A 15,221-nucleotide genomic window follows, 5' to 3' on the forward strand; every position below is an offset into this window, starting at 1 on the left:
CCGCCCCGTGACCCGGCAATTCGGTGGACGCGGCTGAGAAGATGTCCGAGATCTCGAAAACTTCCTAGTGCTTGGGGGAATGGTGGATCCGAGGGACGCCGACGCGAGCCGGTTCGCCGGAGAAGCGTTGTCGCAAGGACGACCGACGGGCTGGTTCGAGCCGCTCTACGCCGCGGCTTCCGATGGTGAGGCCGTGGTGCCGTGGGACTTGGAGGCACCGCACGGACTGCTGCCCGAATGGGGGCGCGACGTGGACGGTTCCAACCGGTCGGCGCTGGTGGTCGGCTGCGGGTACGGGCGGGACGCCGAATTCGTGGCCTCGCTCGGATTTCGGACCACGGCTTTCGACATCTCCGCGACCGCGATCCGCGACGCCCGCGCGCGACATGCCGGGTCCGCGGTCGAGTACGTGACCGCTGACCTGCTCGACCCGCCCGCGGAGTGGATCGGCGGGTTCGACTTCGTGTTGGAGTCGATCACCGTGCAGTCGATGCCGCTGTCGCTGCGCGCGGCGGCCACCGAACGGGTCGCGGCGATGGTCGCGCCGGGCGGCGAGCTGCTGGTGATCTCCGGGGTGCGAGCCGAAGGCACCGATGTGGACGGTCCACCGTGGCCGCTGACCCGCAGCGAGATCGAGGCTTTCGCCACCGGCGACCTGCGGGTGGAGCGGATCGAGCAGGCGCCGCTGCCGGCGAACCCGGACATGCCCTCCTGGCGGGCGCTGTTCAGGCGCTGAGCCGTGCTCGGCGGGCTCGAAGCCGAACCCGCCGAGCAGCGACCTCACAGATCGAAGACGACGCCGGTCTTGACCTGCAGCGTGCAGCTGTTGGAGAAGGTCTGGGTGTAGCTGATCTCCTTGCCGCGCCACTTGCCTTCGATCTTCGCCGTGACGGGCTGGTACTGCATCGTGCAGACCTTCGAGACGTTGGCCTCCATCGCGGTGAAGTCGCCGTTGACCTTCCTCAGCTCCTCGCACGCCTTGGCCGCGTGCTTGTGCGTGCCACCCGACGGGTGGCACTTGAGCTCACCGAACTTGTTCGCGGTGATGTCGCGACTCTGAACGGTCAGGCGCATCGTGCTGTCAGCCGGCGCCGCGTGGGCGATTCCGGGGATGACTGCGGTTCCGGCGATGAGGGCCGAGGCGAGAAGCACTCGGCGAGTCAGTTTCGCAAACACCGTTCCTCAACTTTCCTGTTGCAGGATTTCGGTTCAGCTGTTGCGCGGGAAACCAACTGCGCGCCAACGCTTCCCGCGAGTCTGAATTGATGGCTGGCGAACCCGCCACACCGGGTGCGCCACACGCTACTGCATTACTCGCCGTAATCCAAAGTCACCCAATTCAGCGACATACTGGGTCATTACGCACGAGTAGTCACACGTCTACTGAGGACAATTGTTCCTCGGCGATCCCAAATGATGAATCGGGGTTCCGCTTCCTTTGGAATCGTCCGGTGGAACGCCCAGAACTCTAGCGCGCGGTGCGCTGGTTTTCAGAACTTCGACGTGAGACCGCCGTCGACGGCCAGCGTCTGACCGGTGATGAACGACGCCTCATCGCTGGCCAGGAACACCACCGCACCCGCGATCTCCTCCGGACGTCCCCACCGCCCCAGAGCCGTGCGCGTGCGCTGCCACTCCGACCAGCTCGGGTCCTCGGCAAAAGTAGCGTTGACCTCTGTGGCGAACGTTCCCGGAGCCACCGCGTTGACCGTGATCCCCGACGGCCCGAGATCAGCCGCCAACGCGCGCGTCAGCCCTTCCAGACCCGCCTTCGCCGCCGGATAACCGACATCGCCGACACGCCCCAACTGCGCGATCACCGACGAGATGTTGATGATCCGCCCCGGCTCACCCCGCGCGACCAACCCTTCCGCGACCACCTGCGACAACGCGTACGCGGTGATGGGGTGGTCCTCCAACAACCGGGCCAGGTCCGCGGGCGTGAGCTCAGCGACGCCTCGCCGATCCCGCTGACCGACGTTGTTGACCAGCACGTCCGGCTCCAGACCGCGCACCAGGTCCGGCGCCCCGGGATCGGTGACGTCGAAGACCGCCGCCTCGACCGAAAGCCCTTCGCCGCGCAGCTCCTCCGCAGAGGCGCCCAACACGTCGGGGTCCCTGCCGTTGAGCACCACGTGCGCGCCTGACCGGGCCAACCCGCGCGCCATCTCCAGCCCCAGACCACGCGTCGAACCCGTGACGAGCGCTTTCCTGCCGACGAGCGAGAACATGCCGGGGTCTCCTCCAGGCCGAACCGTCACGACGGTTCACACCGTAGCCCGACCCCCCACGTCGTCGGACCGCCGCCGACCACGCGGCCGCCGGGGTGTTCTGCCGACGCGCACCAGCCAGCGGCCATCGGATCGCCAACGTAGTTCGGTGCGCGCTCCGAGTGGTAGTTCTGCCAGACCTTCACCGCGGCGACGTCGGGCCGCGAGCATTCCCTCGGCGTCCTTGGCGCGCTGCGTCCGCTGGACCTCCGCAACGACCCGCTCGATCGCCGCTCGGATGTTCTCCACAGTCATGCCACCAGCCCCGAACTTCGACCAAAGTTGAAGTCAAACCCCCGCGACCGAGCTGCCGCTGCCGAGCATCGGTGCCAGGCTGACGGCATGCTTGCGAAAGACTTCGACTGGCCCCAGGCGCTCCGGGAGCAGTGGGAGTGGCATTGGACCAACCTGGTCCGGCCGCGCCTCGAAGGCCTGACCGACGACGAGTACTTCTGGTCGCCGGTCCCCAACGCCTGGAGCGTCCGGCCCCGCGGCGCCTCGAACGCGCAGATCCAGGTCGGCGCCGGGATCTTCACGATCGACTACGGCTTCCCCGCGCCGGATCCAGCACCGTTCACCACGATCGCCTGGCGGCTCGGCCACGTCATCGTCGGCGTGCTCGCCGCCCGCAGCGCCGCGCACTTCGGCGCGCCCGAGGCGAGCTACGAATCCTGGGAGTACGCGGGGGATGCGGCCACCGCGCTCGGCCAGCTCGAAACCCAGCTCGACGTCTGGCTCACCGGACTGCACCGCCTCACCGAAGCCCAGCTCCGCGAACCCGTCGGCCACAAGGAGCTCTACCCGACCGCACCCATGGCAGAACTGGTCCTGCACATCAACCGCGAACTCATCCACCACCTCTCCGAGGTCTGCCTCATCCGAGACCTCTACACCCACAGCCAGAGCACGTCGTCTCGACGGATCCGAGGTCAATAGGTGTGTGGGCGGGGTTGCCCATGCGCGGGGAATGGACAGGGGGTCGGCGCGTGTCGGCCCTCGTGACTTCGCAGGCTCCTGGGCCGGTTCTCGGTGGGGGTGCCCGGAGCCAGCCGGACTCCAGGGTCGTGCTGCGGTTCCAGCTGGCGTCGAGGTGCTCGCCGGTGGTGCGCGGGACGAAGTCCCAGGCTCCTCCGCGAGCTGCGGTTACTCCTGGGCCATGTCGACGAAGCGGCTGTAGTGGAGCTGGTGGGCGACGGTGATCGTTGCGGTGGGACCTGCACGGTGCTTGGCGACCATGAGGTCCGCTTCGCCCATGCGGGGGTCGTCTCGCTCGAAGGCGTCGGGGCGGTGGATCAGGATGACCATGTCCGCGTCCTGCTCCAGGGAGCCCGACTCACGGAGGTCCGACAGCTGCGGCTTCTTGTCCGTTCGCTGCTCCGGACCACGGTTGAGCTGGGAGATCGCGATCAGCGGGACTTCGAGCTCCTTCGCCAGCAGCTTGAGGTTCCGGGAGAACTCCGAGACCTCCTGCTGACGGGACTCGACGCGCTTGCCCGAGGTCATCAGCTGCATGTAGTCCACGACGATGAGCTGGATGTCGTGGCGTTGCTTGAGGCGACGCGCCTTGGCGCGGATCTCCATCATCGTGAGGTTGGGCGAGTCGTCGACGAAGATCGGCGCTTCGCTGATCTCGCTCATCCGCCGGGCCAGCCGGGTCCAGTCGTCGTCGGTCATGCGGCCACCGCGCATGTCGCCCAGGCGGATGCGCGCCTCGGCGGAGAGCATTCGCATCACGATCTCGGTGCGCCCCATCTCCAGCGAGAAGATGACGCTCGCCAAACCGTGCTTCACCGATGCTGACCTGGCAAAATCCAGTCCCAACGTCGACTTTCCCACGCCGGGTCGCGCCGCGACGATGATCATCTGGCCTGCGTGGAGGCCGTTGGTCAGGGCGTCGAGGTCTGCGAAGCCGGTGGGGATGCCCTGGGACTCCCCGCCTCGGGACGCGATCGCGTCGATCTCGTCCATCGTGGGCTGGAGGAGTTCTTCCAGGGCGTGGTAGTCCTCGCTGGCCTTGCGCTCGGTGACGTCGTAGATCGATGCCTGGGCGCGGTCCACGACCTCCTCGATCGCCGCGCCCTCCGAGCCGTGGTAACCCAGCTGCACGATGCGGGTGCCCGCCTCCACGAGGCGGCGCAGGATCGCCTTCTCCGAGACGATCTCCGCGTAGTAGCCGGCGTTCGCGGCCGTGGGGACCGTGGCGATCAGCGTGTGCAGGTACGGGGCACCGCCGACCTTGACCAGTTCCTGGCGGCGCTCCAGCTCCGCGGAGACCGTGATCGCGTCCGCCGGTTCACCGCGGCCGTAGAGGTCCAGGATGCAGTCGTAGATGGCCTGGTGCGCGGGCCGGTAGAAGTCGTTCGGGCTCAGCGCCTCGACGACGTCGGCGATCGCGTCCTTGCTCAGCATCATGCCGCCGAGCACGGACTGCTCGGCCGCGAGGTCCTGCGGAGGCTGGCGCTCGAACGTGCTGGCGCCGCCGGGTGCACCCCCACCGTTGTCCGCGAAGTACGGGTCGTCGTCCCGATCGTCGGGAACCGTCACCGGACCCCGTCACCTCCTCCGGCCAGCAGCCTGTCGTCCGTGCACACCACGGCGACCTGAAGCCTCTCGCACGCGCGCAACCACGCCGTCATCGGGACACCGAGACGGACCGTAGGCGCAAGCGCACGCGCGCGAAGCTAGATCGCCCGCATAGAGCAGGCAACTCAAGTTGTGGACAAACCTCGGGACAACCTGTGGATAGATTGAAACGAGTTGGGGATAACTCCGGACAGCGTTCCGCGCTGCTGGGGACAACTTGGGGACAAGTAGCCTTGATCGACGAAAAACCCCAGTTCAAAGCCTGCGTACGGGCTGTGGAAGAAATCCGTGGAAAACTCCTGGCGTGTCGCCACCATCGGCGTGTCGCACTCAACAGCGGTGGGTGATCGCGAAGAGATCATCGTGACCGCCAGTGCACGGCCGGGACACGGCATCGTCCACCCCGTCACACGAATGCCGGAGTGGACGATGCCGTTCGAAGAGTCCGGTACTACCGGGTCACTGCTCGCCGGTCACCTGGACGTTGACGTTGACCGTCACGTCGGGGTGCAGCTGCACGTCGACGACGTGCTTGCCCAGCGACTTGATGTGGCCGCGCAGCGAGACCGAACGCTTGTCGAGGTTCGGGCCACCGGCCTTGCGAACCGCGGCGACGACGTCGCCACTGGTGATCGAGCCGAACAGCTTGCCCTGCGAGGAGACCTTGGCGGTCAGCGTGACCGCGTCCAAGTTCTGCAGCTGCTGCTTGAGCTCGTGGGCGTGCTCCAGGTTCCGCACGCGGCGGTTCTCCTGGACGCGGCGGATCGTCTCGACCTGCTTCTGCGCACCCTTGGTCGCCACGATGGCCAGGTTGCGGGGCAGCAGGTAGTTCCGCGCGTAACCGTCCTTGACCTCGACGATGTCGCCGGACTCGCCGAGGCCGGACACGTCAGCGGTGAGGATGATCTTCATGACGTGACTCCTTTCTCAGATCAGCGAGCGGTCGAGGTGTAGGGCAGCAGGGCCATCTCACGCGCGTTCTTCACCGCGATGGCGACGTCGCGCTGGTGCTGGCTGCAGTTGCCGGTGACCCGGCGGGCACGGATCTTGCCGCGGTCGGAGATGTACTTCCGAAGCAGCGTCGTGTCCTTGTAGTCGATCAGCGTGGCCTTGTCCTTGCAGAACACGCAGACCTTCTTCTTCGGCTTGCGCACAGGCGCCTTGGCCATTGGTCTTCCTCCTGAACGAAAAACTTCCTAAGCGTTAGCTGCGGCGAGCGTCAGAACGGCGGCTCGTCGCTGAAGCCGCCGCCGGAACCTGCCGGCGGGGCCGAACCCCACGGGTCGTCGGCCGGCGGACCGGCCGGGGCGCTTCCACCGCCACCGCCGAAACCACCGCCACCACGGCTGACCTTGTTGACCTTGGCGGTGGCGTAGCGCAGCGACGGACCGATCTCATCGACCTCGAGCTCGACGACCGTGCGCTTCTCGCCTTCCTTGGTCTCGAAGGACCGCTGGCGCAGCCGGCCCTGCACGACCACCCGCATGCCCCGGGTCAGCGTCTCGGCCACGTTCTCGGCAGCCTGCCGCCAGATGTTGCAGCGCAGGAACAGCGCCTCGCCGTCCTTCCACTCGCCGCTCTGGCGGTCGAAGGTCCGCGGAGTGGACGCGACGGTGAAGTTCGCGACCGCAGCACCGGACGGGGTGAAGCGCAGCTCCGGATCGGCGGTCAGGTTGCCGACCACCGTGATTACCGTTTCACCAGCCATGACCTGGGGACTCCAGTCTGGTCGTTAGCGGGTACGGGCCTGGATCAGGCAGACGCCTTGGCGGCACGGGCCTTGGCAGCACGCGCGACCTTGCGGGGCTCAACGATCTTCCGCTGGACCTTGGTCCGCAGGATCGACTCGTTGAGGTTCAGCTGACGGTCCAGCTCCTTGATGGTGGCCGGCTCGCCGTTGAGGTCCAGGACGACGTAGATGCCCTCGGAGTTCTTGTTGATCTCGAAGGACAGCCGACGACGGCCCCAGACATCGACCTTCTCGACGGTGCCACCGTCGTTGCGGACGACGTTGAGGAAGTTCTCCAAGGACGGAGCGACGGTGCGCTCGTCCAGGCTCGGGTCCAGGATGACCATGAGCTCATAGTGACGCATGAAGACCATTCACCTCCTGTGGACTCACGGCCACGGACTTTCCGTGGCAGGAGGGTCGTTCGCGTCAACGAACCAGGCAACGGTAGCAAGGGCCCCTGACACTGCTGCGATTGGCCCGCTCGGCGGTACCCGCCACCGTCGGGCGAGCACCGGAGGTCTTCCTCAGTAACCCCACCTGATCAACTGGCACCGCCGCGGGTTCTGACACGTCTTCTGGGGAGAACAGCCGCAGCCCCCGTGCATTGGCACACACCAGTCCCGGATCCCGGAGCCAGAATGCGTGTCAGGTTCCGCCACCCGCACCGCCATGCAAGACGACCACGACATCCAGAAGACCAGGTCAGTGACGTCGGACGACCCAGGCGCGGACCAGCGCGGCGGTCACCACCGCGAGGGAGGCAGCGGCGATGAGGACCGGGAGCGCGACTCGTTCGGAGACCTCGGTCGGGAGCGCTTCGGCCTGGCCGGCCGCGCGGATCTCGTCCTGCTCGTCCTGGACGCGCTGCCGCTCCTGAGCCTGTCGGGCCAGGTCACCGACGTTGGGGGCCGTGCCCGGCACCTGGCCGTAGCGGGCCTGGGCCCACGGCAGCGAAGCGCCGCGCAGGCTCGGCGGCAGCATGCTGACCGCAGCCGGAGCACCGTTGGCGCTGGGCATGCGCGGCACCGGGCTGCTGGACGGCGCGGACGGCGGTGGCCCGACGGGCGCGGGGGCCGGGGTCTCCGACGAGGGTGGGTCCTCCGACGGCTGCTCGGGCGGCGGTTCCTGCGAGGACGGCGGCGGAGGGGGGTCCTCCTCGGGCTCCGGGGCGTTGACGATGATCGAGTTCCCGAGGCCGACGAGGTTGGTGAAGTGGAAGCGGACGGCCGCCACCTTGTCCTCCGGCAGGCCCAGTTCGCTCAGGCGCGGTGTCGCGGCCTCGGCGATCTCGCGGCCGGAGAAGGAGTTGGCGCCGGGTTCGGCGGTGCCCAGCGCGATGGGGCTGCCCGAGGCGAACTGCTCGGAGGCATCGGAGGCGGGGCCGAAGGCCAGCGGCATGGCCAGCAGGACGGCCTGGTTGAGCTTGAGATCCAGCGTCTTGGGCAGCACGGAGATCGGTTGGCCGACCTCACCGGAGACGATGGCGATGGGCTGGTCGACGACCAGCGGCTCGGCGGCACCGGCCGTTCCCACGCCGAGGCAGCTTCCCGCCAGGATCACCAAACCCGCGGCACCAGCCGAGACGGTGCGGCGGAGCGCGTTCGGTTTGATCAGTGGGTTGGGGTTTCCCCAAGCACCCATGGCTCGCCTCCCCGCGAACGGCTCCGAATCGACAGTCACTGTCTCAAAGCTCCTAACGCGCGAGTACCGCCGTTGGTTGCGGCCATCCGGCAAATCCGTTGATGTTCCACGAAGTGGAACACCCCGGTGCGCCCCGGTTCCCCGGTTCGGACGGTGTGGACGAATAGACTGCGTGCCATGCGTATCGGCGCCCATGTTCGCGATGACGATCCGTTGACCGCAGCCGCTGAGCGCGGCGCGGAGGTGGTGCAGTTCTTCCTGTCCGACCCGCAGGGGTGGAAGGCACCGAAGCCGCATCCGCATGCAGAACAGCTGCGGGACAGCGACGTCGCCGTTTTCATCCACGCACCTTATGTGATCAACGTGGCTTCGTTGAACAACAGGATCCGCATCCCGTCGCGGAAGTCGGTCGTGCAGCAGGCGAAGGCCGCTGCGGAGGTCGGCGCGCAGGGCTTGATCGTGCACGGCGGGCACGTCACGAAGGACGAAGACCCGGCCGAGGGCATCGCGAACTGGCGCAAGCTGTTCGAGCGGCAGGCCGACGAGGGCGGTTTCGAGGTACCGATCCTGATCGAGAACACCGCGGGCGGCGCGAACGCGATGGCCCGGCGGTTCGACGTGCTGGCCCGGTTGTGGGACGCGGTGGGCGAGTTCGGTGCGGGGTTCTGCCTGGACACCTGCCACGCGCACGCGGCGGGTGAGGAGCTGCTCGACGTGGTGGACCGGGTCAAGGCGATCACCGGCCGAATCGATCTGGTGCACCTCAACGACTCGCGGGACGAGTTCGGTTCCTCGAGGGACCGGCACGCCAACATCGGTTCGGGCAACATCGACCCTGAGCTCCTGGTGGGCGTGGTGTCGAGGGCCGGTGCTCCGGTGGTGGTCGAGACCCCTGGTGAGGGGCAGGCCGCCGACATCGAATTCCTCCGCTCGAAGGCGAGCTGAACGGCTGTTTCCCGGCTGGACCGGGTGAGAGGAGCCCGGTATCAAAGTCGCGCGGGGCTTGACGGTGTCGGCGTTAGCGGTGTTGTGCCTGCTGACGGCCGTGACGTTGGCGCTGGGGTACGCGAACAAGGCGCGTTGCACGGGTCCGGAGTTCAACGAGTGGGGCCGCTCGGTGCCGGACTACCAGGTGCGGTCCTACCGGGACGTCTGCTACTCGGACATCCAGAACCTGTGGGTGGGCCGGGACATCGACCGGCACGTCTTCCCGTACGTCAGCGGGGGCATCGACGAGGACGGCTCGTTGTGGGGCGGTGTCGTGGAGTACCCGGTTCTGACCGGGGTGCTGATCTGGGCCGGCGCGTTGTTCGTGAACACCGATGCCGGTTTCCTGCTGTCGTCGGCGCTGCTGATGGCGCCGTTCGGGCTCGCGGTCGCGTGGTGGCTCGGGCGGTTGAGCCGCTGGCGGGCGTTGCTGTGGGCGATCGGGCCGCCGTTGGTCCTCTACGCGGATCACAACTGGGACCTGCCGGTGGTGGCGAGCGCGGTGGCAGCGGTGTTCGTGATGCACCGGTGGCACGCGTCGTTGGCGCGTCGTTCCACTGTGGCCGCGGTGCTTCTGGGGCTGGGCTTCGCGTTGAAGCTGTACCCGGCGATCTTCGTGCTGCCGTTGATGCTGTACGTGTTCACCGAGGGTGGCCGGGACTGGCGGGGCGCGTTGCGGGTGGCCGGTTCGGCCGCGGGAACGGGCCTGCTGGTCAACGTTCCTTTCGCGCTGGCGGGTTTCCAGGGCTGGGCGGCGTCGTTCGAGTTCCAGTCGCGGCGTCGAGTGGACTTGAGCACGAATTCGGTGTGGTACTGGGGTTTTCGTGACTGGACCGGGGACGACGGCTTCCAGGCCGCGATGGGCATCGTCTCGCCGGGCCTGATGCTGGTGTCGTTCGCGTTGGCGTGCTGGGTCGGCTGGTTGCGGTTCGAGAGGACCGGGACCTACCCGTGGGTGCAGGTTTCAGCGGCGATGCTGTGCGGGTTCCTGCTGCTGCACAAGGTTCACTCACCGCAGTACGCGTTGTGGTTGTTGCCGTTCTTCGTGCTGGTGCACGTGCGCTGGGGGTGGATCGCGGCCTACCTCGTGGCGGATTTCGCGATGTGCACGGGCATCTTCCGCTGGCTGTACCTGAACAACGAGGGGATGCCGAGCGGTGTGCACGACGGTTTCACGGCGCAGGCGCTGATGATCGGGGTCTGGGGCCGGGCCGCGCTGCTGGTGGGGCTGTTCGTGGCTTTCCTGTCTGCCCGCACGACGATCGAGGAGCGAACGTCGGGTCGCGAGGAGTCCGCTGAGACCTCGCGGTACCGCATCAGGAACCTCGGCTGAGACCGGAAGACGAGGAAGGGACCCGCGGCTGCGCGCCGCGGGTCCCTTCCCTCTGAGGGGCCCGATCAGAAGACGGACTCGTCGAGCTCCATGAGGGAGTTGTCGGCGGCCTCGATGATCTTGCGGCGACCGGTGAGCTCGGGCAGGACGTTCTTGGCGAAGAAGCGGGCGACCGCGACCTTGCCCTGGTAGAACGACTCGTCCTTGCCGGCACCGGCGTCGAGCGCGGCGAGCGCGATCTCGGCCTGCTGCAGCAGCTTCCAACCGATGAGCAGGTCGCCGACCGACATCAGGAACGACACGGCGTGCTGGCCGACCTTGTAGATGTTCTTGATGTCCTCCTGGGCGGAGGTCAGGAACTCGAACAGCGTGCCGAGCTGGCCCTGGACGTCACCGAGGGCGCGGGTCAGCAGCTCGCGCTCCTCCTTGAGGCGCTCGTCGGCGTCGGCGGCCTCCAACGTCTTCTGGATCTCAGCCGCGACGTGGCCGATGGCTGCGCCCTTGTTGCGGACGATCTTGCGGAAGAAGAAGTCCTGCGCCTGGATCGCGGTGGTGCCCTCGTAGAGGCTGTCGATCTTGGCGTCGCGGATGTACTGCTCGATCGGGTAGTCCTGCAGGTAGCCGGAGCCACCGAGGGTCTGCAGCGAGTGCGTGAGCATCTCGTAGGCCCGCTCGGAGCCGACGCCCTTGACGATGGGCAGGAGCAGGTCGTTCACGGCCTCGGCGAGGGTGACGTCGCTGCCCTCGTGCTTGCCCTGGGTGATCTGGTCCTGGTAGTCGGCCGTGTAGAGGTAGATGGCGCGCAGGCCCTCGGCGTAGGCCTTCTGCAGCATCAGGGCGCGGCGCACGTCGGGGTGGTTGGTGATGGTCACGCGCGGGGCGGTCTTGTCGGTGCTGCGCGTGAGGTCCGCGCCCTGGACGCGCTCCTTGGCGTAGTCGAGGGCGTTGAGGTAGCCGGTCGACAGGGTGGCGATGGCCTTGGTGCCGACCATCATCCGCGCGTACTCGATGACCTGGAACATCTGCGCGATGCCGTCGTGGACCTCGCCGAGCAGCCAGCCCTTGGCCGGGGTGCCGTGCTGGCCGAAGGTGACCTCGCAGGTGGCGGAGGCGTTGAGGCCCATCTTGTGCTCGACGTTGGTGACGAAGGCGCCGTTGCGGTCGCCCGGCGCACCGGTCTCACCGTCGAAGTGGAACTTGGGCACCAGGAACAGGCTCAGGCCCTTGGTGCCGGGCTTGGCCTCGATGCCGGGTCCCTCGGGGCGGGCGAGCACCAGGTGCATGATGTTCTCGGTCATGTCCTGGTCGGCGGAGGTGATGAAGCGCTTGACGCCGTCGAGGTGCCAGCTGCCGTCTTCCTGCAGCACGGCCTTGGTGCGACCGGCGCCGACGTCAGAACCGGCGTCGGGCTCGGTGAGGACCATGGTGGCGCCCCAGCCGCGCTCGATCATGAGGTTGGCCCACTTCTTCTGCTCCTCGGTGCCGTTCTTCCAGAGGATCGTCGCGAAGTTCGGGCCGGCCATGTACATGTAGACCGGCGGGTTGGCGCCCAGGATCAGTTCGGCGGCCGACCAGGTGACGGTCGGGGGGATTCCGTAACCGCCCAGCTCGTCCGGCAGCCCGAGCCGCCACCACTCACCGTCCATGACCTGCTGGTAGGACTTCTTGAAGGACTCCGGCAGGGTTACCGAGTGGGTCGCCGGGTCGAAGTGCGCGGGGGTGCGGTCGCCTTCGACGAAGGACTCGGCGAGCGGCCCGGTGGCCAGGTCGTTGAGTTCGGTGAGCACGCCGCGAACGGTGTCCTGATCGGCCTGCTCGAAGGCGCCCTTGCCCAGTCGGTCCTGCACCTTGAGGACCTCGAAGAGGTTGAACTCGAGGTCTCGGACGTTGCTCTTGTAGTGGCCCATCGAAGGCTCCCTCTTGCACGCTGCTGCGGGTGGGCCCGGCTACGAGCCCTTACTCGTCGGTAACAAGAAGGGTATTACCTGGCAGTAACTTCTGTCGAGGCGACCTGCACCACCCTCCCCTCGCACCCCTGCTGACCCGCGTTCCCCTCCGCAGCGCTCCCGTACCGGGGAAATGTGAAGGCGCCCTGTCGCCCCTGCGCCCTACAGTGGGCGAGCCGGACATCACTCTGGGGGTGCAGATGACCGCCGTACGCGCGGAGGCACTGGTCAAGAGCTTCGGTTCCACCCGCGCTCTGAACGGGATCGACCTCGAAGTGCCCCGCGGCGAGGTGCTCGGGCTGCTGGGCCCCAACGGAGCGGGCAAGACGACCACGGTCCGCATCCTGACCACGCTGTTGCGGCCCGACTCGGGCCGCGCGTTCGTAGCCGGGCACGACGTGCTCGCCGACCCGCACGCCGTGCGCCGCTCGATCGGCCTGTCCGGGCAGTACGCCGCGGTCGACGAGAACCTGACCGGCTACGAGAACCTCCACATGGTCGGCCGCCTCTACGGGATGTCCCGCACGAACGCCTCCGCACGAGCCCGTCAGCTCATCGACCGCTTCAAGCTCGACGACGCGGCCGACCGGCCCTCCAAGGGCTACTCCGGCGGCATGCGCCGACGGCTGGACCTCGCCGGGGCGCTGGTCGCCGCGCCACCCGTGGTGGTCCTCGACGAGCCCACCACCGGCCTCGACCCGCGCGGACGGATGGACACCTGGGAGGTCATCGGCGAGCTCGTCGCCGACGGGACCACGGTCCTGCTGACCACCCAGTACCTGGAGGAGGCCGACCAGCTGGCCGACTCCATCGCGGTCATCGACCACGGCGAGGTCATCGCCAGCGGCACAGCCGACCAGCTCAAGTCCCGCGTCGGCGGCGAGCGCCTGCAGCTGATCGCGCAGGACGCCGCCGACCTGCCCGCCGTGGCCCGGGTGCTGCGCGAGGTCGGCGTGGCCGAACCGCAGGTGGAGGTGGCGCTGCGGCGGGTCACCGTCGCCGTGGAGACCGGGCCGAAGGCGCTGATCGAGGCGTTGCGGCGGCTCGACGCCGACAGCGTCGCGGTCAACGACGTCGGGCTGCACCGCCCGACGCTGGACGACGTGTTCCTGGGTCTGACCGGACGGCACGCCGAGGAGGAACAGGGATGAACGCGCTGGCGGTGAGCCTCCGCGACAGCAACGTCGTGGCGTGGCGGAACCTGGTGAACATCAAGCGCAACCCCGACCTGCTGCTGGCCAGCACGGCGCAGCCGATCATGTTCGTGCTGATGTTCGCCTACGTCTTCGGCGGCAGCCTCGGCGGCGAGGCCTACCGGGAGTTCCTGATCGCCGGGATCTTCGTGCAGACGGTGGCGTTCAACAGCGCCTTCACCGTGATCGGCCTGGCCAACGACCTGCAGAAGGGCATGATGGACCGGTTCCGGTCGCTGCCGATGTCGCGTGTGGCCGTGCTGCTCGGGCGCACCACGTCCGACCTGCTGGTCAGCGTGCTGACCGTGGTGATCATGTCGTTGTGCGGGCTGATCGTCGGCTGGCGGATCCGGGGCAGCGTGCTCGACGCGCTGCTCGCCTTCGGACTCCTGCTGCTGTTCTCGTTCGCGATGTCGTGGGTGGGGGCGTTCATCGGCCTGGTGGCGCGCAGCGTCGAGGTCGCGCAGAGCGCGGGTCTGCTGTGGATGTTCCCGGTGACCTTCGTGTCCTCGGCCTTCGTGCCCGCGGAATCGATGCCCGGTCCACTGCGGACGTTCGCGGAGTGGAATCCGATCACGGTCTACTCGGACGCGTTGCGCCAGCTCTACGGGAACCCGCTCCGGGTGACCGGTCCGCCTCCGGACAGCTGGCCGGCGCAGCACGCGCTGCTGTACTCGGTGGTGTCGGCGCTGGTGATCTTGGCGATCTTCATCCCGCTCGCGGTGGCTCGCTACCGTCGCGTGGCGAGCCGGTGAGCGGTCCCCGCAAGGGACGCCGCCAGCGCGGTGCAGGAACAGCCAAGACCGCGCTTTGGAGTTACCTCCGTGGCGTGAACGGCACCGGACTCGCGCGGTGGTTGAGCGCCTTCGGGTCGATCAAGCCGCACTATCTGCCCGTATCCGAGTTGCGAACCACGGACCGCGAGGTGGGTCATGCGCCGAACGAACGTCAACTACGCCGCTGCAGTGATCGCTTGTACGTCGGCACTGCTCGCCGGGTGCGGTGGTGCCCCGGAGGGCGGGCAACAACCGCCCGGGGCTCCGCAGCCGGGCCAGCCCCAGCCCGGCGGTGAGCAGCAGCCTCCGCCCGGTGGCGAGCAGCCGGGCGGGATGGGCGCCGGTGACCAGGGCGGCGACCAGGCCAAGGCTCAGCTCCAGGGGATGCTCGACCAGCTCAACCAGAGCACGCCGATCACCTTCGACCCGGACAGCAGCGAGCTCACCGACCAGGGCAAGGAGACGGTCACCAAGGCCGCCGACATGCTCAAGTCCGCTCCGCAGGGGGTGATGTTCCAGGTCGCAGGCTTCACCGCGTCCGGGACGAGCTCCAGCCAGGACAGCAAGGAGCTTTCGCAGGCTCGCGCCCAGGCGGTCGTCGACCAGCTGGCGCAGGACGGGGTCCCGGCCGAGCGCCTGCAGGCCACCGGCGAGGGCGACGCGGGCGGCGACCCGGCCGCGTCCCGCAAGGTCGAGATCAGGGTCCAGTGAGCAGTTCCAGCAGCGGAGCGGCCGGACATCGGCCGCCCCGCTGCTCATG

16 protein-coding genes are annotated in these 15,221 nt (G+C 68.0%); 7 read left to right on the forward strand and 9 right to left on the reverse strand.

Features of this window, described 5'->3' with window-relative positions; translation table 11 throughout:
• Positions 1-79: 79 nt before the first annotated feature.
• A complete protein-coding gene (locus tag E1161_RS09895) occupies positions 80-736 on the forward strand; it encodes a class I SAM-dependent methyltransferase (protein ID WP_132621864.1) in 657 nt (218 codons plus the stop codon).
• Positions 737-780: 44 nt separating this feature from the next.
• On the opposite strand, the gene E1161_RS09900 is transcribed toward E1161_RS09895, so the two are convergent.
• Entirely contained in the window at positions 781-1,176 is a 396-nt protein-coding gene (locus E1161_RS09900) for an SSI family serine proteinase inhibitor (RefSeq protein ID WP_132621866.1), read from the reverse strand.
• A gap of 314 nt (positions 1,177-1,490) precedes the next feature.
• Positions 1,491-2,231, reverse strand: coding sequence for an SDR family oxidoreductase (locus E1161_RS09905; protein ID WP_132621868.1), 741 nt, complete (start codon positions 2,229-2,231; stop codon positions 1,491-1,493).
• Between the two features lie 381 nt (positions 2,232-2,612).
• Here E1161_RS09905 and E1161_RS09915 point away from each other — a divergent pair, with 381 nt between their 5' ends.
• The gene (locus E1161_RS09915) at positions 2,613-3,206 is read left to right on the forward strand and encodes a DinB family protein (RefSeq protein ID WP_132621870.1); all 594 of its coding nucleotides are present in this window, start codon (positions 2,613-2,615) and stop codon (positions 3,204-3,206) included.
• Between the two features lie 207 nt (positions 3,207-3,413).
• Here the strand turns inward: E1161_RS09915 and dnaB are convergent, their stop codons facing one another.
• The 6 genes from dnaB to E1161_RS09945 form a co-directional block, all read right to left on the reverse strand.
• Positions 3,414-4,814, reverse strand: a complete 1,401-nt coding sequence (gene dnaB / locus E1161_RS09920) for a replicative DNA helicase (protein ID WP_132621872.1) — start codon at positions 4,812-4,814, stop codon at positions 3,414-3,416.
• A gap of 498 nt (positions 4,815-5,312) precedes the next feature.
• The gene (rplI, locus tag E1161_RS09925; RefSeq protein WP_132621874.1) at positions 5,313-5,765 is read right to left on the reverse strand and encodes a 50S ribosomal protein L9; all 453 of its coding nucleotides are present in this window, start codon (positions 5,763-5,765) and stop codon (positions 5,313-5,315) included.
• 20 nt (positions 5,766-5,785) lie between these two features.
• The gene (gene rpsR, locus E1161_RS09930) at positions 5,786-6,022 is read right to left on the reverse strand and encodes a 30S ribosomal protein S18 (RefSeq protein ID WP_093419808.1); all 237 of its coding nucleotides are present in this window, start codon (positions 6,020-6,022) and stop codon (positions 5,786-5,788) included.
• Between the two features lie 50 nt (positions 6,023-6,072).
• A complete protein-coding gene (locus tag E1161_RS09935; RefSeq protein ID WP_132621876.1) occupies positions 6,073-6,561 on the reverse strand; it encodes a single-stranded DNA-binding protein in 489 nt (162 codons plus the stop codon).
• Between the two features lie 44 nt (positions 6,562-6,605).
• On the reverse strand, positions 6,606-6,956 hold the full coding sequence (gene rpsF / locus E1161_RS09940; RefSeq protein WP_235874909.1) for a 30S ribosomal protein S6: 351 nt from the start codon (positions 6,954-6,956) through the stop codon (positions 6,606-6,608).
• Between the two features lie 331 nt (positions 6,957-7,287).
• Positions 7,288-8,226, reverse strand: coding sequence for a hypothetical protein (locus E1161_RS09945; RefSeq protein WP_132621880.1), 939 nt, complete (start codon positions 8,224-8,226; stop codon positions 7,288-7,290).
• 177 nt (positions 8,227-8,403) lie between these two features.
• On the opposite strand from E1161_RS09945, the gene E1161_RS09950 reads away from it, so the two are divergent.
• Both E1161_RS09950 and E1161_RS09955 read left to right on the forward strand, forming a co-directional pair.
• A complete protein-coding gene (locus E1161_RS09950; protein ID WP_132621882.1) occupies positions 8,404-9,171 on the forward strand; it encodes a deoxyribonuclease IV in 768 nt (255 codons plus the stop codon).
• A gap of 100 nt (positions 9,172-9,271) precedes the next feature.
• Positions 9,272-10,546 carry a glycosyltransferase family 87 protein gene (locus E1161_RS09955; RefSeq protein WP_328591238.1) on the forward strand — a complete coding sequence of 425 codons (1,275 nt, stop codon included), beginning with the start codon at positions 9,272-9,274 and terminating at the stop codon, positions 10,544-10,546.
• Between the two features lie 65 nt (positions 10,547-10,611).
• Here the strand turns inward: E1161_RS09955 and E1161_RS09960 are convergent, their stop codons facing one another.
• Positions 10,612-12,453, reverse strand: coding sequence for an acyl-CoA dehydrogenase (locus tag E1161_RS09960; RefSeq protein ID WP_132621886.1), 1,842 nt, complete (start codon positions 12,451-12,453; stop codon positions 10,612-10,614).
• 239 nt (positions 12,454-12,692) lie between these two features.
• Between E1161_RS09960 and E1161_RS09965 the strand changes: the two genes are divergently transcribed.
• The 3 genes from E1161_RS09965 (at position 12,693) to E1161_RS09975 (ending at position 15,172) form a co-directional block, all read left to right on the forward strand.
• Complete coding sequence (locus E1161_RS09965; RefSeq protein ID WP_132621888.1) at positions 12,693-13,643, forward strand: ATP-binding cassette domain-containing protein; 951 nt, start codon at positions 12,693-12,695, stop codon at positions 13,641-13,643.
• Complete coding sequence (locus E1161_RS09970) at positions 13,640-14,440, forward strand: ABC transporter permease (protein ID WP_132621890.1); 801 nt, start codon at positions 13,640-13,642, stop codon at positions 14,438-14,440. The genes E1161_RS09965 and E1161_RS09970 overlap by 4 nt, the downstream gene beginning before the upstream one ends.
• A 177-nt stretch (positions 14,441-14,617) precedes the next feature.
• Entirely contained in the window at positions 14,618-15,172 is a 555-nt protein-coding gene (locus E1161_RS09975; RefSeq protein WP_132621892.1) for an OmpA family protein, read from the forward strand.
• Positions 15,173-15,221 lie beyond the last annotated feature (49 nt).

The organism is Saccharopolyspora aridisoli (assembly GCF_004348445.1).
Lineage (GTDB): Bacteria > Actinomycetota > Actinomycetes > Mycobacteriales > Pseudonocardiaceae > Saccharopolyspora > Saccharopolyspora aridisoli.

Bases quoted from the DNA above. Each gene is read 5' to 3' on its own strand.
- E1161_RS09895 (WP_132621864.1), top strand. From the start codon at position 80: ATGGTGGATCCGAGGGACGCCGACGCGAGCCGGTTCGCCGGAGAAGCG.
- E1161_RS09905 (WP_132621868.1), bottom strand. From the start codon at position 2,231: ATGTTCTCGCTCGTCGGCAGGAAAGCGCTCGTCACGGGTTCGACGCGT.
- E1161_RS09915 (WP_132621870.1), top strand. From the start codon at position 2,613: ATGCTTGCGAAAGACTTCGACTGGCCCCAGGCGCTCCGGGAGCAGTGG.
- rplI (WP_132621874.1), bottom strand. From the start codon at position 5,765: ATGAAGATCATCCTCACCGCTGACGTGTCCGGCCTCGGCGAGTCCGGC.
- rpsR (WP_093419808.1), bottom strand. From the start codon at position 6,022: ATGGCCAAGGCGCCTGTGCGCAAGCCGAAGAAGAAGGTCTGCGTGTTC.
- E1161_RS09935 (WP_132621876.1), bottom strand. From the start codon at position 6,561: ATGGCTGGTGAAACGGTAATCACGGTGGTCGGCAACCTGACCGCCGAT.
- rpsF (WP_235874909.1), bottom strand. From the start codon at position 6,956: ATGGTCTTCATGCGTCACTATGAGCTCATGGTCATCCTGGACCCGAGC.
- E1161_RS09945 (WP_132621880.1), bottom strand. From the start codon at position 8,226: ATGGGTGCTTGGGGAAACCCCAACCCACTGATCAAACCGAACGCGCTC.
- E1161_RS09950 (WP_132621882.1), top strand. From the start codon at position 8,404: ATGCGTATCGGCGCCCATGTTCGCGATGACGATCCGTTGACCGCAGCC.
- E1161_RS09960 (WP_132621886.1), bottom strand. From the start codon at position 12,453: ATGGGCCACTACAAGAGCAACGTCCGAGACCTCGAGTTCAACCTCTTC.
- E1161_RS09965 (WP_132621888.1), top strand. From the start codon at position 12,693: ATGACCGCCGTACGCGCGGAGGCACTGGTCAAGAGCTTCGGTTCCACC.
- E1161_RS09970 (WP_132621890.1), top strand. From the start codon at position 13,640: ATGAACGCGCTGGCGGTGAGCCTCCGCGACAGCAACGTCGTGGCGTGG.
- E1161_RS09975 (WP_132621892.1), top strand. From the start codon at position 14,618: ATGCGCCGAACGAACGTCAACTACGCCGCTGCAGTGATCGCTTGTACG.